The organism is Pseudomonas californiensis, assembly GCF_021147775.1.
In the GTDB taxonomy this organism is placed as follows: domain Bacteria; phylum Pseudomonadota; class Gammaproteobacteria; order Pseudomonadales; family Pseudomonadaceae; genus Aquipseudomonas; species Aquipseudomonas californiensis.
On the sequence record NZ_JAGTPK010000007.1, the window covers coordinates 93133 to 108159 of the forward strand.

Here is a 15027-nt window from a genome sequence, read left to right on the forward strand (position 1 = left end):
ATTTGCCTGGACCCGATCCGGCAATTTACTCATACGAAGGTTATCAACATGTCGACACCCCCTAACTTGCCACCTCTGCCGATGCTGTGCTCAATGAAGGATGCACAGGACTACCAGGCATCTTACGAAACAGCCATTCACGAAAACCCGGCCAATGCCGCCATCACTCCGACATATGAATCGGAGACGTCCTATACCACCGACGACAATAACCGCGAACCCCGCATCCTGGTCGCCTTCAATAAATACTGGGCACGCGGACGAACGCTGAAAATACGCTTTATGAAAAATCCACCTGCGCCGCTCATCCAGCCGGTGATCGATGCAGCCTGTAAATGGTTGCCGCACATCAACCTGAAGTTCGAGTTTGTCACCAGCGGGCATAGCGATATCCGCATCGGCTTCAACACCACGCTGAACTGGAGTGAACTGGGTACCGACGCGCTGCTGATACCGCAGGAAAAGCCCACGATGGAATTCAACTTCCACGAGCTTTACGAGACAGGCCTGCGTCCCAAGGGCGAGCTTGAGCGCATTGTTCTGCACGAGTTTGGCCACGCTCTGGGCGCCGTGCATGAACATCAGCACCCTGATGCAAGGATCCCGTGGAACGAGCCGGTACTGCGGGCACTGTTGACGTCGGCGGGCTATGACGAGCAGCTCATCGCGCGAAACTTTCTGGATCAGTATGAAGCGGCAGACTTCAGGTACTCGGCCTACGATCGGGACTCGATCATGCACTTCGACATTCCCGACGGGCTGACGCTGGGTGATTTTGAGGTGATCAACACGGGCAAGACGCTCAGCGCCAAAGACATCGCGTTCATGGGATCAATCTATCCGGACCGCCAGAACTCAAAATTCACGACACCCTAGACATCCAAGGCATTCGCCCGCGAAAAGTATCGACACCTGCCCCGGGCGCAGGGCGCGCCGTGTTCTCCTGGCGGTAACGACAGGGCGCGCACTTGATCAGACATGCTTACATTTTGGCCCTCAGAGTTTCGGCTATCCAGCCTACAGCCCAGCTCACAGGATCGTGTGAGCGCATCGGCATGAGCGGTTTACCCTCTCGCGCAGCCATGCGCCCCTCAGCTTCCGCCTCGCCATGTATCCAGATTGTGTTTTGCTTGAAACCCTCTGCGCGTTGACGTTCCCTGTAATAACGCTGCCGGACAAGCGCATCCTGACGCTTCTTCTCTTGTTCAGACATAACGCACCCAAGGTCATCGTTTGGAGAACCGCAATCATTGCCCGACCCGGGCTGGCGCTCAAGATCATCAGGGTGAAATGTTCTTCATGAATGATTAGTCATGTTAACCATCATCAGAAGAACCCGTACAGCCGAAGCGCAGAAGGCATTGACGTGGCATAATCACCGGCTAAATTTCCGGGGGAGGCGTTGGGGAGTACCGGGCAATACCTGTCACCCCATGTAAAACAATGACTTGCACCTTATTCGGCATCAAAGCCTGTGACACTATGAAAAAAGCTCGTACCTGGCTCGACGAACATACCGTGAGCTACGAGTTTCATGACTACAAGGCTGCGGGTATCGACCGGGAGCATTTGACGCAGTGGTGCGACGAGCACGGCTGGCAAGTGGTGCTGAACCGGGCCGGTACTACGTTCCGCAAGCTCGACGACGGACAAAAGGCCGATCTCGATCAGGCGAAAGCCATTGAACTGATGCTTGCACAGCCCTCCATGATCAAGCGCCCCGTTCTTGATCTGGGGGATAAAACCCTGATTGGCTTCAAACCAGACCTGTACGCAGCGGCTTTTCAGTAAGCCATAGCGCCACTGATAGCCCCTTGAAAAGTTAAGAGGTATTTACATGTCCACTACCCTGTTCAGCCTGGCCTTCGGCGTTGGCACTCAAAACCGTCAAGGCGCCTGGCTGGAAGTGTTTTATGCCCAGCCACTGATCAACCCGTCGGCAGAACTGGTCGCCGCCATCGCGCCGGTTCTGGGTTACACCAACGGCAACCAGGCCATCACCTTCAACGTCGATCAGGCTTACAAGCTGGCTGAAGCAGTCAAGGCTGTCGATGCTACTCAAGCCGCACTGCTGACCCGTCTGGCAGAAAGCCAGAAGCCATTGGTTGCAACACTGCTCGCCGAAGATGCGACCCTGACGTCGACCCCTGAGGCCTACCTCAAGCTGCACCTGCTGTCGCATCGCCTGGTCAAGCCGCACGGTCTGAATCTGGCTGGCATTTTCCCGCTGTTGCCAAACGTTGCCTGGACCAGCCAGGGTGCAGTCGACCTCGCCGAGCTTAATGAGCGTCAGCTGGAAGCCCGTCTGAAAGGCGAGCTGCTGGAAGTCTTCTCGGTCGACAAATTCCCGAAAATGACCGACTACGTGGTACCGAGCGGCGTACGGATCGCTGACAGTGCGCGCGTGCGCCTGGGCGCCTACGTCGGTGAAGGCACCACCGTCATGCATGAAGGTTTCGTCAACTTCAACGGTGGCACCGAAGGCCCAGGCATGATCGAAGGTCGAGTATCGGCTGGCGTATTCGTCGGCAAGGGCTCGGATCTGGGCGGCGGTTGCTCCACCATGGGTACGCTGTCTGGTGGCGGCAACATCATAATCAAGGTTGGCGAAGGCTGCCTGATAGGCGCCAATGCCGGTATCGGCATTCCGTTGGGCGACCGCAATACCGTAGAGTCCGGTCTTTACGTCACAGCAGGCACCAAGGTCGCTCTGCTGGACAGCAACGACCAACTCGTCAAGGTGGTCAAGGCACGCGAACTGGCAGGCCAGTCTGACCTGCTGTTCCGTCGTAACTCCCAGACCGGCGCGGTGGAATGCAAGACCCACAAGTCCGCCGTCGAGCTGAACGAAGCACTGCACGCTCATAACTGATGCTGTATGCGGGTTCGAGGCCTATAACTTCGGACCCGCTCAACAGTCTGGATGAACAATGCCCCTCTTCTCTCCATGGCGCGCTGACTTTCCTGCCATCGCAGCCCTGCAACGGCAAGGCCAGACCTATCTGGACAATGCCGCAACCACGCAAAAGCCTCAGGCACTGGTTGATGCCCTTTCTCATTACTACACCAATGGTGCCGCCAACGTGCACCGCGCCCAGCATTTGCCCGGCGCCCATGCCACGCAGGCGTTCGAAGACAGCCGCCTCAAGGCTGCCCACTGGCTGAACGCCGGTGACAGCGGACAGATCATTTTCACCCACGGCGCGACATCAGCCCTCAACCTGCTGGCTTATGGGCTGGAGCACGAGTGTACTGCGGGTGATGAAATCGTCATCAGCGCGTTGGAACACCATGCCAATCTGCTGCCATGGCAACAGCTGGCGCAACGTCGCAATTTGAAACTGGTCGTGTTGCCGATCGACGCCCAGGGTGTGATTGATATTGAAGCCGCTACTACACTGATAAATCCCCGCACGCGCTTGCTGGCGGTCAGTCAGTTGTCCAATGTGCTTGGCACCTGGCAACCGCTGCAACGCCTGCTGGCACTGGCCAAGGCGCAGGGCGCGATGACTGTTGTCGACGGCTCGCAAGGTGTGGTCCATGGTCGCCACGACGTGCAGGCACTGGGCTGCGATTTCTACGTGTTCTCCAGTCACAAGCTGTACGGCCCTGAAGGCCTTGGCGTGTTGTATGGCCGCAATGATGCACTGCCATGCCTGACTCACTGGCAGTACGGCGGCGAGATGGTCCTGACCGCCGACTACCAGCACGCCAAGTTTCGTCCCGCACCACTGGGGTTCGAAGCAGGCACACCACCCATCGCCAGCGTGATCGGCCTGGGGGCTACTCTGGATTACCTGGACAGTCTTGATCAGCACGCCGTCGCAGAACATGAACATGCGTTGCACCGTCGATTGCTCGAAGGCCTGCAACAGCGTGACGGTATACAAGTGCTGGGATCACCGGACGTGGCATTGGTCAGTTTCGTTGTTGAAGGCGTGCACAACGCTGATCTGGCGCACCTGTTGACCGAGCAGGGAATTGCAGTGCGCGCGGGTCATCACTGCGCAATGCCGTTACTCAAGAGTCTCGGCTTGCCCGGCGCGATCAGGGCTTCCCTGGCGCTGTACAACGATTCAGACGACCTGATCAACTTCTTCGCGGCGCTGGATCAATCACTGGAGCTGCTCGGATGAGCTTGCCTGAACCCGCGAAGATTGCGCTGGATGCATTCGGCGAACTGAAAGGCTGGGAACAGCGCGCACGTCTGTTGATGCAATGGGGCGATCAGCTTCCGGCTTTCAGCGAGTCCGAGAAGTCGGACGAGCATCTGGTGCACGGCTGCGAAAGCAAGGTCTGGCTCACCGGAGAGATCAGCGATGGCGTGTGGCAGTTTCGCGCCAGCAGCGATGCGCGATTGATACGTGGACTGGTCGCGCTGCTGCTGGCTCGCGTCAATGGCCTGTCAGCCGAGGCACTACAGGGCATCGATCTGCCCGAGTGGTTTAACCAGTTGGGGCTGGGCCGCCAGCTTTCATCCTCGCGCAGCAATGGTCTCAACGCCGTGCTGCAAAAAATGCGTCAACTGACTCAGGCCTGATCGGCTGTCGCAACCGGCGGCTTGATCCGCTCCGAAGGCCGCCGTGTACCCGCGACCAGCTTGTCCACAGCACGGGTGGCCGCCACCATGCCGAAGGTGGCAGTTACCATCATCACTGCACCAAAGCCACCGGCGCAGTCCAGCTTGACGCCTTCACCGACAAACTTCTTTTCCAGACAAATGCTGCCGTCCGGCTTGGGATAGCGAAGCTGCTCGCTGGAAAACACACACGGCACGCTGTAGTGGCGGTTGGGCGTTCGTGAAAAACCGTAATCGCGGCGCAGGGTCGAGCGCACTTTGGAAGCCAGCGGGTCGTTGAAGGTGCGGTTCAGGTCAGAGATCTGGATCAGCGTCGGGTCAATCTGACCGCCCGCGCCCCCCGTGGTCACCATCTGAATCTTGCGCCGCTTGCACCAGGAGATAAGCGCAGCCTTGGCATTCACGCTGTCGATGCAGTCGATGACGAAATCAAGCTCCGGGGTGATGCACTCGGCCATGGTGTCGCGAGTCACGAAATCCGCCACCGCATGCACGACGCAGTCCGGGTTGATCGCCCTGATACGCTCGGCCATTACCTCGACCTTAGGCCGCCCGACGGTAATGTCCAACGCGTGCAACTGGCGGTTGCTGTTGCTGACGCAGACGTCGTCCATGTCAAACAGCGAAATCTCGCCCACACCGCTGCGCGCCATGGCCTCTGCCGCCCAGGAACCCACGCCGCCGATCCCGACCACCGCCACATGCGCTGCGCGCAGACGGGCCAGGCCCTCGATGCCGTACAAACGGGCGATACCGGCGAAACGTGGATCTTCTGCACTCATGATCAATACCCCAAAAACCGGCGCGCATTATAGGGTGAGTTGCGCGTCGAGGCATCAATCCGTGCCGACGCCCCGTCAGAAACCGCTCATCAGGCCGTTGATCGTCATATCCAGACGTTAACGTCAGCGTTTTGCTTTAAGATAGCGGCCTTTTCGCGCCCAACGTCTTGCTACCGGAGTTCTGTACATGACTGCCCCAGCTGGCCTTTCGCCTACCCTCCAACTCGCCTGCGATCTGATTCGTCGACCTTCTGTCACGCCAGTCGATGCCGATTGCCAGGCCGTGATGATGAAGCGCCTGGGCGATGCCGGTTTCAAGCTGGAGCCGATGCGTATCGAAGACGTGGACAATTTCTGGGCCACCCATGGCACCACCGAAGGCCCTGTGCTGTGCTTCGCCGGTCACACCGATGTGGTGCCGACCGGCCCGCTGCACGCCTGGCAAAACGACCCGTTCGATGCGTTGATCGACGAGCAGGGCATGCTATGCGGACGCGGTGCGGCTGACATGAAAGGCAGTCTGGCGGCAATGCTGGTCGCAGCCGAGCGCTTTGTCGGCGATCACCCGAACCACAGAGGCTCGGTGGCTTTCCTCATCACCAGCGATGAAGAAGGCCCGGCGCACCATGGCACCAAAGCGGTCGTCGAGCGTCTTGCGGCGCGCAACGAACGTCTTGACTGGTGCATCGTCGGCGAGCCTTCGAGCACCACGCTGGTGGGTGACGTGGTCAAGAATGGTCGTCGTGGCTCGCTGGGTGCAACACTGACCGTACGCGGCAAACAAGGCCACGTGGCCTATCCGCATCTGGCGAAAAATCCGATCCACCTCGCGGCGCCAGCGCTGGCCGAGCTCGCCGCAGAGCACTGGGATCACGGTAACGATTTCTTCCCGCCGACCAGCTTTCAGATCTCCAACCTCAATTCCGGCACCGGTGCCACCAACGTCATTCCAGGCGATCTGGTTGCGGTGTTCAACTTCCGGTTCTCTACCGAGTCGACGGTTGAAGGCTTGCAGCAGCGCGTCGCGGCCATTCTGGACAAGCACGAGCTGGACTGGCACGTCGAATGGGCGCTCTCAGGCCTACCGTTTCTCACTGAACCGGGTGCCTTGCTGGACGCGGTTTCGGCCAGCATCAAGCAGATCACCGGACGTGACACGCTGGCCTCGACCAGCGGCGGAACCTCGGACGGTCGCTTTATCGCGACCCTGGGCACCCAAGTGGTAGAGCTTGGCCCGGTCAATGCAACGATCCATCAGGTCAACGAACGTATTCTGGCCAGCGATCTGGATGTCCTGACCGAGATCTACTACCAGACCCTGGTCAAGTTGCTCGCCTGATGCTGACCTGTCCGATCTGCTCAGCACCGCTCAGCGCGGCTGAAAACGGTGTGGTCTGCCCGGCGAACCACCGTTTCGACCGTGCACGTCAGGGTTACCTGAACCTGCTGCCCGTTCAGCACAAGAACAGTCGCGACCCCGGTGACAACCAGGCCATGGTCGAGGCCCGACGAGACTTTCTGAACGCAGGCCATTACGCGCCCGTCGCCCAGCGGCTGGCCGAACTGGCTGCCGAGCGCGCACCCGCGCACTGGCTGGACATCGGCTGTGGCGAGGGTTATTACACTGCGCAGATCGCCCAAGCGCTGCCAACGTCGGATGGCTATGCACTGGACATCTCCCGCGAGGCCGTCAAGCGGGCCTGCCGTCGTGACCCAAAGCTGACGTGGATGGTCGCCAGCATGGCCCGCGTGCCGCTGCCGGACGCCAGCTGTCAGTTCCTGGCTAGCGTGTTCAGCCCGCTGGACTGGCTGGAAGCCAAACGCCTGCTGACCCCGGGTGGCGGGCTGATGCGGGTCGGGCCGACCAACGAGCATTTGATGGAGCTGCGTCAACGGCTGTATGACGAAGTGCGCGACTATGCTGATGACAAACATCTGGCACTGGTGCCTGAAGGCATGCAACTGCAACACAGCGAAACTCTGCGCTATACGCTGAAGCTGATTGACGGTCAGTCGCGCGCCGATCTGCTGGCCATGACACCTCACGGTTGGCGTGCCAGTGCCGAGCGCCGGGCTGCCGTCATCGAACAACCAGGACCGTTCAAGGTCACCGTTTCCATGCGCTACGATTATTTCGTGCTGCAGTAAGCATTCAAATGAGGCACCCATGCGCCAACCTGATATCGAGATTTACCTGAAAGACGACGATGTAGACCACAAGGCCATTTCCCAATGGCTCAGTGCCGCGCTCGGCGAATGCAGCGACTGGGTCCAGCGCGGCCAGACCTGGAAGTGCAAGGCTGGCAGCGTGCCCGTCACCTGGCTGCCCAAGGCAGTGGGCAAATGGAACAGCCTGTATCTCGAAAGCGACCAGACGCCCTGGGAAGACGACATTGCCTGCGCTCGCGCGGCTTTCGCCGCCTTGAACGTTGAAGTACGTTGCGCGCCAGGTACCTGGGTCGAAGAGGAAAGCGACGAAACCGCCGACCGCTGGATGCGCATCAGTGCCGACGGTGAAGAAGAAATTACCTGGCGCACATCCTGAGCGTCCGATCCACGTTTGTTGCGGACCCGACATGTCCGCAGCAACTGATTGCATGAAGGCAGAACGCGCGGTAACGGGTCGCATTGCTCCGTTGCCCACCGGCAATACGCTTCGTCCCGCAAACTCCCACATAACCTGTCTGTAAAGTGGACAGCGAAGTCGAACGTTGTCCTTTTGCTGATCGTCTCGAGATACGTCACACTGGCGCCCATCTCGGGCAGCCGCCCCTCCTTCATTCAGCAGAAGCCGTATGACCCGCTCCCCGTTCCGTCGTCTTGTGTTCGGCACCCTGCGCCGCTTGCTGTATCTCTGGGTTCGCTCGGAGACCATCAATCAATCATCTTTCACGCTCAATCTGGACCGCAGCCGCCCGGTGTTCTATGCCTTGCAGTCGCCGTCGATCAGCGATCTGGCCGTCATCGACACCGAATGCCGCAAAGCCGGCCTGCCACGACCAGTGCTGTCGGTCGCCGTGGGCAACCTGATGGAGCCAGCAGCATTTTTCTACCTGACACCCGGGCCTGACTGGCTGGGCCGGCAGGACAAACGTGGCGCGCCGCCAACGCTTGAGCGCCTGGTAGCGGCGGTCAGCCAGAACCCGACCGAAGACGCGCAGATCATTCCTGTCAGCGTTTTCTGGGGACAATCACCGGATCGTGAATCCAGTGCCTGGAAGCTGCTGTTTGCCGACAGTTGGGCGGTCACCGGACGCTTGCGTCGTTTGGTGAGCATTCTGATTCTGGGCCGCAAGACCCGGGTGCAGTTTTCGGCGCCCATCCACGTGCGCGAGCTGGTTGACGAAAACAAGGGTTACGAACTGACCCTGCGCATGACCCAGCGCCTGCTGCGGGTGCATTTTCGCAACCTGAAAAGCGCGGTCATCGGGCCTGATGTGTCGCACCGGCGCAATCTGGTCAAAGGTCTGCTGGACGAGCCGCTGGTCAAGCAGGCTATCGAGGAAGAAGCCGAGCGCGAAAAGATCCCACTCGACAAGGCCCGCAAGCGTGCGCTGCATTACGGCAACGAGATTGCCTCGGACTACACCTATTCGGCCATCCGCTTCCTGGAAGTGGTACTGAGCTGGTTCTGGAACAAGATCTACGACGGTATCAAAGTCAGCCACATCGAGGGCGTACAAGAGGTCGCGCCGGGGCACGAGGTGATATACGTCCCCTGCCACCGCAGCCACATCGACTACCTGCTGCTGTCCTATCTGCTGTTTCGCAACGGGCTGACGCCACCGCACATTGCAGCGGGCATCAACCTCAACATGCCGGTCATTGGCAGCCTGTTGAGACGTGGCGGCGCGTTTTTCATGCGTCGCACATTCAAAGGCAATCCGCTCTACACGGCGGTGTTCAACGAATACCTGCACACCCTGTTTACCAAGGGCTTCCCGGTCGAATATTTCGTCGAAGGCGGTCGCTCGCGTACCGGCCGCATGCTGCAGCCCAAGACCGGAATGCTGGCCATCACTCTGCGCAGCTTTCTGCGCAATTCGCGAATGCCGATCGTCTTCATCCCGGTTTACATCGGTTATGAGCGCGTGCTCGAAGGCCGTACCTATCTGGGCGAGCTGCGCGGTGCGACCAAGAAGAAAGAGTCCATTTTCGATATTTTCAAGGTCATTGGTGCATTGAAACAGCGCTTCGGACAGGTGTCGGTGAATTTCGGCGAGCCGATCAGACTCGCCGAATTTCTGGATGGCGAGCAACCCGACTGGCGCGCTCAGGAACTGGCGCCACAGTTCAAGCCTGACTGGCTCAGTGGAACCACCCACCGGCTGGGCGAGCGCGTCGCACAGCGTCTCAACGAAGCCGCCGCGGTCAACCCGATGAATCTGGTGGCCGTTGCCTTGCTGTCGACGCACCGGCTGGCGCTGGATGATCAGGCCATGGAGCGCGTGCTTGATCTGTACCTGACGCTGCTGCGCGCAGTCCCCTACTCGCCCCACACCACGTTGCCGGAAGGCGATGGTCGCGCACTGATCGAGCACGTCAAAGGCATGGATCTGCTGGCCGAACAGAAAGACGCACTGGGCAGGATCTTGTACCTGAACGAGCAGAACGCGGTGTTGATGACGTATTACCGCAACAACGTCCTGCACATTTTTGCACTGCCCTCACTGCTGGCGAGCTTCTTCCAGAGCTCGTCGCGCATGAGCCGCGAGTTGATTCTGCGTTACACCCGTGCGCTTTACCCTTACCTGCAATCGGAACTGTTCATTCGCTGGTCTCTGGACGAGCTGGACGCTGTGGTTGACCAGTGGCTTGGCGCATTCGTCGAACAGGGGCTGCTGAGCGTGAAGGATGAGGTTTACACCCGTTCGGAGCCAAGCTCACGCGAGTTCGTAATGCTGACCCTGTTGTCACGGGCCATTGCCCAGACCCTGCAACGGTTTTACATGGCCATCGCCTTGCTGCTCAACAGCGGCCAGAACACCCTCAGTGCGCAAGAGCTGGAAGACCTGTGTACGGTAATGGCGCAACGCTTGTCGATTCTGCACGGTCTGAACGCCCCTGAGTTCTTCGACAAAAGCCTGTTCCGGCATTTCATCCAGACGCTGCTGGACCTTGGCGTATTGCGCAAGGATGCGGCTGGAAAATTGAGCTACCACCCGTTGCTGGGCGAACTGGCCGAGGGCGCAGCCAAACGCGTACTGCCCGCCGAGATCAGGCTGTCGATCCGGCAAGTGGCTTTGCATCAGAACGAAAATGTAACCGAAGCAGAACCCACCAGCTGAATACGCTACATTCCTGCCGACCACACCGGGGTACCTCCTGGGTGGTCGATACGGAGATCCCCATGAAACGACTCACTCTGCTCCTTGCCACCTTACTGCTCGCAGCGTGTACGGGTATAAGCACGCCCAAAGCCACTGTCGTGGGTGAAGTGTTCTACGTGCAACGCATCGCGCTGCCTCCTTCCGCAATCCTGACTGTCAGTCTCCAGGACGTGTCACTGGCAGATACCACAGCTCCGCAACTGGCACGCCAGAGCGGCCCCGTAAACGGTCAGGTCCCCCTGCCGTTCCGGCTCGAATATCACCGCGAACAACTACAGCCGGGCCATCGCTACGCGGTCAGCGCCCGCATCGAAGCGGACGGAAAACTGCTGTTCATCAGCACCGGACAACACGGCGTCAAACTGGACGGCACCGATCCTCAACCGCTACGCGTCAGATTGAACCCTGCACGGTCGCTTCCCTGATACCCTCTTGTCTCAGGTAGCGCAAAAGTTCTCCTGCGCGCTGCCCTCCAGAATTATTCAAAAGGATGCTGCCATGCTTCGCCCTACGTTTACCTTTGCTGGTCTGTGCGCAGGCCTGCTGTTGTCGGCCAACGCGTTCGCCCTGTCGCTGGGCGACCTGTCGCAGTCGGACGCGACTGGCGGGCTCAAGGATGCCCTGACCCAAGGCGCACAAGTTGCGGTCAAGCAATTGGGCGTGCCAGGTGGTTTCAGCAAGAATGAAGAAGTACGTATCGAGCTGCCGGGCAAGCTGGGTCAGGTCGCCAAGAAGATGAAAATGCTCGGCATGGGTACTCAGGTCGATCAACTGGAAACCAGCATGAACCAGGCTGCCGAGGCCGCTGTACCTCAGGCACAGGCACTGCTGGTGGACGCCGTGAAGAAAATGAGCGTCACCGACGCCAAGGCCATCCTCAGCGGCGGCAAAGACTCGGCGACTCAGTACCTGAACAGCAGCAGTCGGGAACAGATCCGGGCCAAGTTTTTGCCTATCGTCAAGAAAGCGACCGATCAGGTAGGCCTTGCGCAGAAGTACAACGCCTTTGCCGGCAAGGCAGCCGCACTGGGCGCACTCGACAGCAAAAGCGCAAACCTCGAAAGCTACGTGACCGAACAGGCGCTCAACGGCCTGTTTGAAATGATCGCCAAGCAGGAAGAAAGCATCCGCGCCAACCCGGCAGCTGCAGCGACCGGCCTTGCGAAGAAAGTGTTCGGCGCGCTGTAAAACCTGCGCTGATGTTCGTGCCCGAACGGGGCACGAACATCAACCAGGCGCTGGCGGCGTGCCGGGTGCACGCCTCAGCTCAAGCCTCGACCTTCTTGACCCTGAACCAGGCCGCATACAACGCAGGCAGGAACAACAGGGTCAGCGCAGTGGCAACGATCAGCCCACCCATGATCGCCACCGCCATCGGGCCAAAGAACAGGCTGCGCGACAGCGGAATCATGGCGAGCACCGCGGCCAGGGCCGTCAACACGATTGGCCGGAAACGTCGCACGGTCGCCTCGATAACGGCCTCCCATTGGCTCAGCCCCCCGGCGATATCCTGCTCGATCTGATCCACCAGGATGACCGAGTTGCGCATGATCATTCCCGACAGCGCAATGGTGCCCAGCATTGCCACGAAGCCAAATGGCTGATTGAAGATCAGCAGAAACAGCGTCACGCCGATCAGGCCAAGCGGCGCGGTGATGAACACCATCAACATCCGCGAGAAACTGCGCAGTTGAATCATCAGCAAGGTCAGCACCACTACCAGAAATAACGGCATGCCGGCATTAACCGAGTTCTGGCCGCGTGCCGAGTCCTCAACCGTACCGCCGACTTCAAGCAGATAACCGTCCGGCAGCTCGGCACGCACCGACGCCAGGGTCGGCATGATCTGGCTCACCAGCGTCGCCGGCTGCTCCTTGCCATAGATGTCAGCACGCACCGTCACGCTTGGCAGGCGATTGCGGTGCCAGATCACACCTTCTTCAAAGCCGTAGTCCAGCGTCGCGACTTGAGAGAGCGCAACGCTGGTGCCGTTTTGCGTCGGCACCGCCAGGCTGGACAGCGCCTGGAGTTGCTCGCGCTCGTTGCGAGTGCCCCGCAGCATGATGTCGACCAGCTCATCGTCTTCCCGATACTGGCTGACGGTCGAACCGGTCAGTGAATTACGCAGGAAAGCCGAAAGGTCTGCCGTGGTCACCCCCAGGGCCCGCGCGCGGTCCTGATCAATGTTCAGGTGTACGACCTTGCTTGGCTCTTCCCAGTCCAGATGGACATTGGACACATGCGGATTTTCACGCACCTTTTCACGGACCTTGCGCGCCAGCTCTCGGACAACCTCAATGTGCTCACCCGTCACCCGAAACTGGACTGGATAACCCACAGGCGGGCCGTTTTCCAGACGCGTCACCCGTGAACGCAGCGTCGGGAATTGCTCATTGAGATGACTGATCAACCAGGTGCGCAGTGCCTCGCGCTCTTCGATACTGCGTGTCAGTACTACAAATTGCGCAAAGCTCGGTGCTGGCAATTGCTGATCCAGCGGCAGGTAATAACGCGGCGAACCGGTGCCGACATACGCCACGTAGTTGTCGATGCCCTCATGCCCCTTGAGCATCTGCTCCAGACGCTTGACCTGCTCCGCGGTGTTGGTCAGTGACGAACCTTCCGCCAGTTTCAGATCAATCATCAGTTCAAGACGCCCCGACGCCGGGAAGAACTGCTGCGGCACGAACTTGAACATCACCACCGACAATACAAAAAGTCCCACGGTCGCCACGATGACGGTCTTGCGCCGCCGCACACACCAGCCCACCAGGGCACGCACGCGCTTGTAGAAGGGTGTGGCGTAAGGATCGGGAGCGTGAGAGCCGTGTTTGGCCGCATGCTTTTTGGCGAGGTCAGGTAACAGGCGATCACCCAGATAAGGGACGAACATCACCGCCGCTATCCACGAGGCGATCAGGGCAATGGTCACCACTTGAAAGATCGAGCGCGTGTATTCACCGGTACTCGACTGCGCCGTGGCTATCGGCAGGAAACCGGCTGCGGTGATAAGGGTACCGGTGAGCATGGGGAACGCCGTGCTGGTCCAGGCAAAACTGGCAGCCTTGAGGCGGTCATATCCCTGTTCCATCTTGATCGCCATCATCTCGACAGCAATGATTGCGTCGTCCACCAACAAGCCCAACGCCAGCACCAACGCACCCAGCGAGATCTTGTGCAAGCCGATGCCCAGGTAGTACATGGTGGCAAAGGTCATGGCCAGCACCAGCGGAATGGCCAGTGCGACCACCAGCCCGGTGCGCAACCCCAGCGAGAAGAAACTCACCAGCAACACGATGATCAGCGCTTCGGCCAATACCTGAATGAACTCGCCAACGCCGGTTTTCACCGCAGCGGGCTGATCCGAAACCTTGCGCAATTGCATGCCGGCAGGCAGGTTCTTTTGCAGGCGGGCAAACTCCGCCTCAAGCGCGCGCCCGAGCACCAGGATGTCGCCGCCGCTTTTCATTGCCACTGCAAGACCGATGGCGTCTTCGTCCATAAAGCGCATGCGTGGCGCGGGCGGATCGTTGAAACCCCGATGCACGTCGGCCAGGTCACTGATACGCAACGTGCGATCACCGACCCGAATCGGGAAGTTGCGGATTTCGTCCACGCTCTGAAAGCGGCCGCTGACGCGCAACTGAATGCGCTCGCTGGGCGTTTCGAAGAAGCTGGCGGATGATACGGCGTTCTGTGCCTCAAGTGCCTGCTGCACGTCCTGCAACGGCAGCCCGAGGGTCGCCAGCTTGACGTTCGACAGCTCGATCCAGATCTTTTCGTCCTGCAGACCGATCAGCTCGACCTTGCCGACGTCCTTGACCCGCTGCAGCTGAACCTGAATACGGTCGGCGTAATCCTTGAGCACCGCGTAATCGAAGCCTTTGCCAGTCAGGGCATAAATGTTGCCGAAGGTGGTGCCGAATTCATCGTTGAAAAACGGGCCTTGAATACCCGGCGGCAGATCCTGACGGATGTCACCGATCTTCTTGCGGATCTGGTACCAGAGTTCGGGCAGATAAGCCGAGAAGATGGAATCCCGCGCAACGAACGTGACGGTCGATTCGCCTGGTCGGGAGAACGAGCTGATGCGCTCGTATTCGCCGGTTTCCATGAGTTTCTTTTCAATGCGATCGGTGACTTGTCGAGCCACTTCCTCAGCGCTCGCCCCCGGCCAGATGGTCCGAATGATCATCGCCTTGAAGGTGAACGGCGGATCTTCGCTTTGCCCAAGCTTGGTGTAAGAAACCGCGCCCACTATGGCCAGCACGATCATCAGATACAGTACGACCTGGCGATGACGCAGCGCCCATTCGGAAAGATTGAAACGCATGGT

14 protein-coding genes are annotated in these 15027 nt (G+C 59.4%); 11 read left to right on the forward strand and 3 right to left on the reverse strand.

The features are described 5' to 3' along the window. The first annotated feature begins 48 nt into the window (after positions 1-48). Positions 49-876 carry a matrixin family metalloprotease gene (locus KDX37_RS08920; RefSeq protein WP_231652307.1) on the forward strand — a complete coding sequence of 276 codons (828 nt, stop codon included), beginning with the start codon at positions 49-51 and terminating at the stop codon, positions 874-876. Positions 877-982: 106 nt separating this feature from the next. Here KDX37_RS08920 and KDX37_RS08925 read toward each other — a convergent pair whose 3' ends face one another. Then, positions 983-1213 carry a hypothetical protein gene (locus KDX37_RS08925; RefSeq protein WP_231652308.1) on the reverse strand — a complete coding sequence of 77 codons (231 nt, stop codon included), beginning with the start codon at positions 1211-1213 and terminating at the stop codon, positions 983-985. Between the two features lie 230 nt (positions 1214-1443). Between KDX37_RS08925 and KDX37_RS08930 the strand changes: the two genes are divergently transcribed. The 4 genes from KDX37_RS08930 to KDX37_RS08945 are packed head-to-tail and all read left to right on the forward strand — an operon-like array spanning position 1444 to position 4540. Then, on the forward strand, positions 1444-1791 hold the full coding sequence (locus KDX37_RS08930) for an ArsC family reductase (RefSeq protein ID WP_231652309.1): 348 nt from the start codon (positions 1444-1446) through the stop codon (positions 1789-1791). 46 nt (positions 1792-1837) lie between these two features. Beyond that, a complete protein-coding gene (gene dapD / locus KDX37_RS08935) occupies positions 1838-2872 on the forward strand; it encodes a 2,3,4,5-tetrahydropyridine-2,6-dicarboxylate N-succinyltransferase (protein ID WP_231652310.1) in 1035 nt (344 codons plus the stop codon). 58 nt (positions 2873-2930) lie between these two features. Continuing rightward, positions 2931-4136, forward strand: coding sequence for an aminotransferase class V-fold PLP-dependent enzyme (locus tag KDX37_RS08940; protein ID WP_231652311.1), 1206 nt, complete (start codon positions 2931-2933; stop codon positions 4134-4136). Then, the gene (locus KDX37_RS08945) at positions 4133-4540 is read left to right on the forward strand and encodes a SufE family protein (protein WP_231652312.1); all 408 of its coding nucleotides are present in this window, start codon (positions 4133-4135) and stop codon (positions 4538-4540) included. The genes KDX37_RS08940 and KDX37_RS08945 overlap by 4 nt, the downstream gene beginning before the upstream one ends. Here the strand turns inward: KDX37_RS08945 and tcdA are convergent. Next, positions 4531-5361, reverse strand: a complete 831-nt coding sequence (gene tcdA / locus KDX37_RS08950; RefSeq protein WP_231652313.1) for a tRNA cyclic N6-threonylcarbamoyladenosine(37) synthase TcdA — start codon at positions 5359-5361, stop codon at positions 4531-4533. The genes KDX37_RS08945 and tcdA overlap by 10 nt on opposite strands. A gap of 187 nt (positions 5362-5548) precedes the next feature. Between tcdA and dapE the strand changes: the two genes are divergently transcribed. From dapE to KDX37_RS08980, 6 genes are all read left to right on the forward strand, one after another. Continuing rightward, positions 5549-6700 (forward strand): succinyl-diaminopimelate desuccinylase, encoded by a 1152-nt coding sequence (gene dapE / locus KDX37_RS08955; protein ID WP_231652314.1) that lies wholly within the window; start codon positions 5549-5551, stop codon positions 6698-6700. Then, positions 6700-7509 carry a putative RNA methyltransferase gene (locus KDX37_RS08960; protein ID WP_231652315.1) on the forward strand — a complete coding sequence of 270 codons (810 nt, stop codon included), beginning with the start codon at positions 6700-6702 and terminating at the stop codon, positions 7507-7509. Before dapE ends, KDX37_RS08960 begins: the two co-directional genes overlap by 1 nt. Positions 7510-7528: 19 nt before the next feature. Next, a complete protein-coding gene (locus tag KDX37_RS08965) occupies positions 7529-7906 on the forward strand; it encodes a hypothetical protein (protein WP_231652316.1) in 378 nt (125 codons plus the stop codon). 250 nt (positions 7907-8156) lie between these two features. Then, positions 8157-10649 carry a glycerol-3-phosphate 1-O-acyltransferase PlsB gene (plsB, locus tag KDX37_RS08970; protein ID WP_231652317.1) on the forward strand — a complete coding sequence of 831 codons (2493 nt, stop codon included), beginning with the start codon at positions 8157-8159 and terminating at the stop codon, positions 10647-10649. Positions 10650-10711: 62 nt separating this feature from the next. Next, positions 10712-11116, forward strand: a complete 405-nt coding sequence (locus KDX37_RS08975; protein ID WP_231652318.1) for a YbaY family lipoprotein — start codon at positions 10712-10714, stop codon at positions 11114-11116. Positions 11117-11189: 73 nt separating this feature from the next. Then, the gene (locus tag KDX37_RS08980; protein WP_231652319.1) at positions 11190-11879 is read left to right on the forward strand and encodes a DUF4197 domain-containing protein; all 690 of its coding nucleotides are present in this window, start codon (positions 11190-11192) and stop codon (positions 11877-11879) included. A 79-nt stretch (positions 11880-11958) separates the two neighbouring features. Here the strand turns inward: KDX37_RS08980 and KDX37_RS08985 are convergent, their stop codons facing one another. Next, positions 11959-15024, reverse strand: a complete 3066-nt coding sequence (locus KDX37_RS08985) for an efflux RND transporter permease subunit (RefSeq protein WP_231652320.1) — start codon at positions 15022-15024, stop codon at positions 11959-11961. Between the last annotated feature and the right edge of the window lie 3 nt (positions 15025-15027).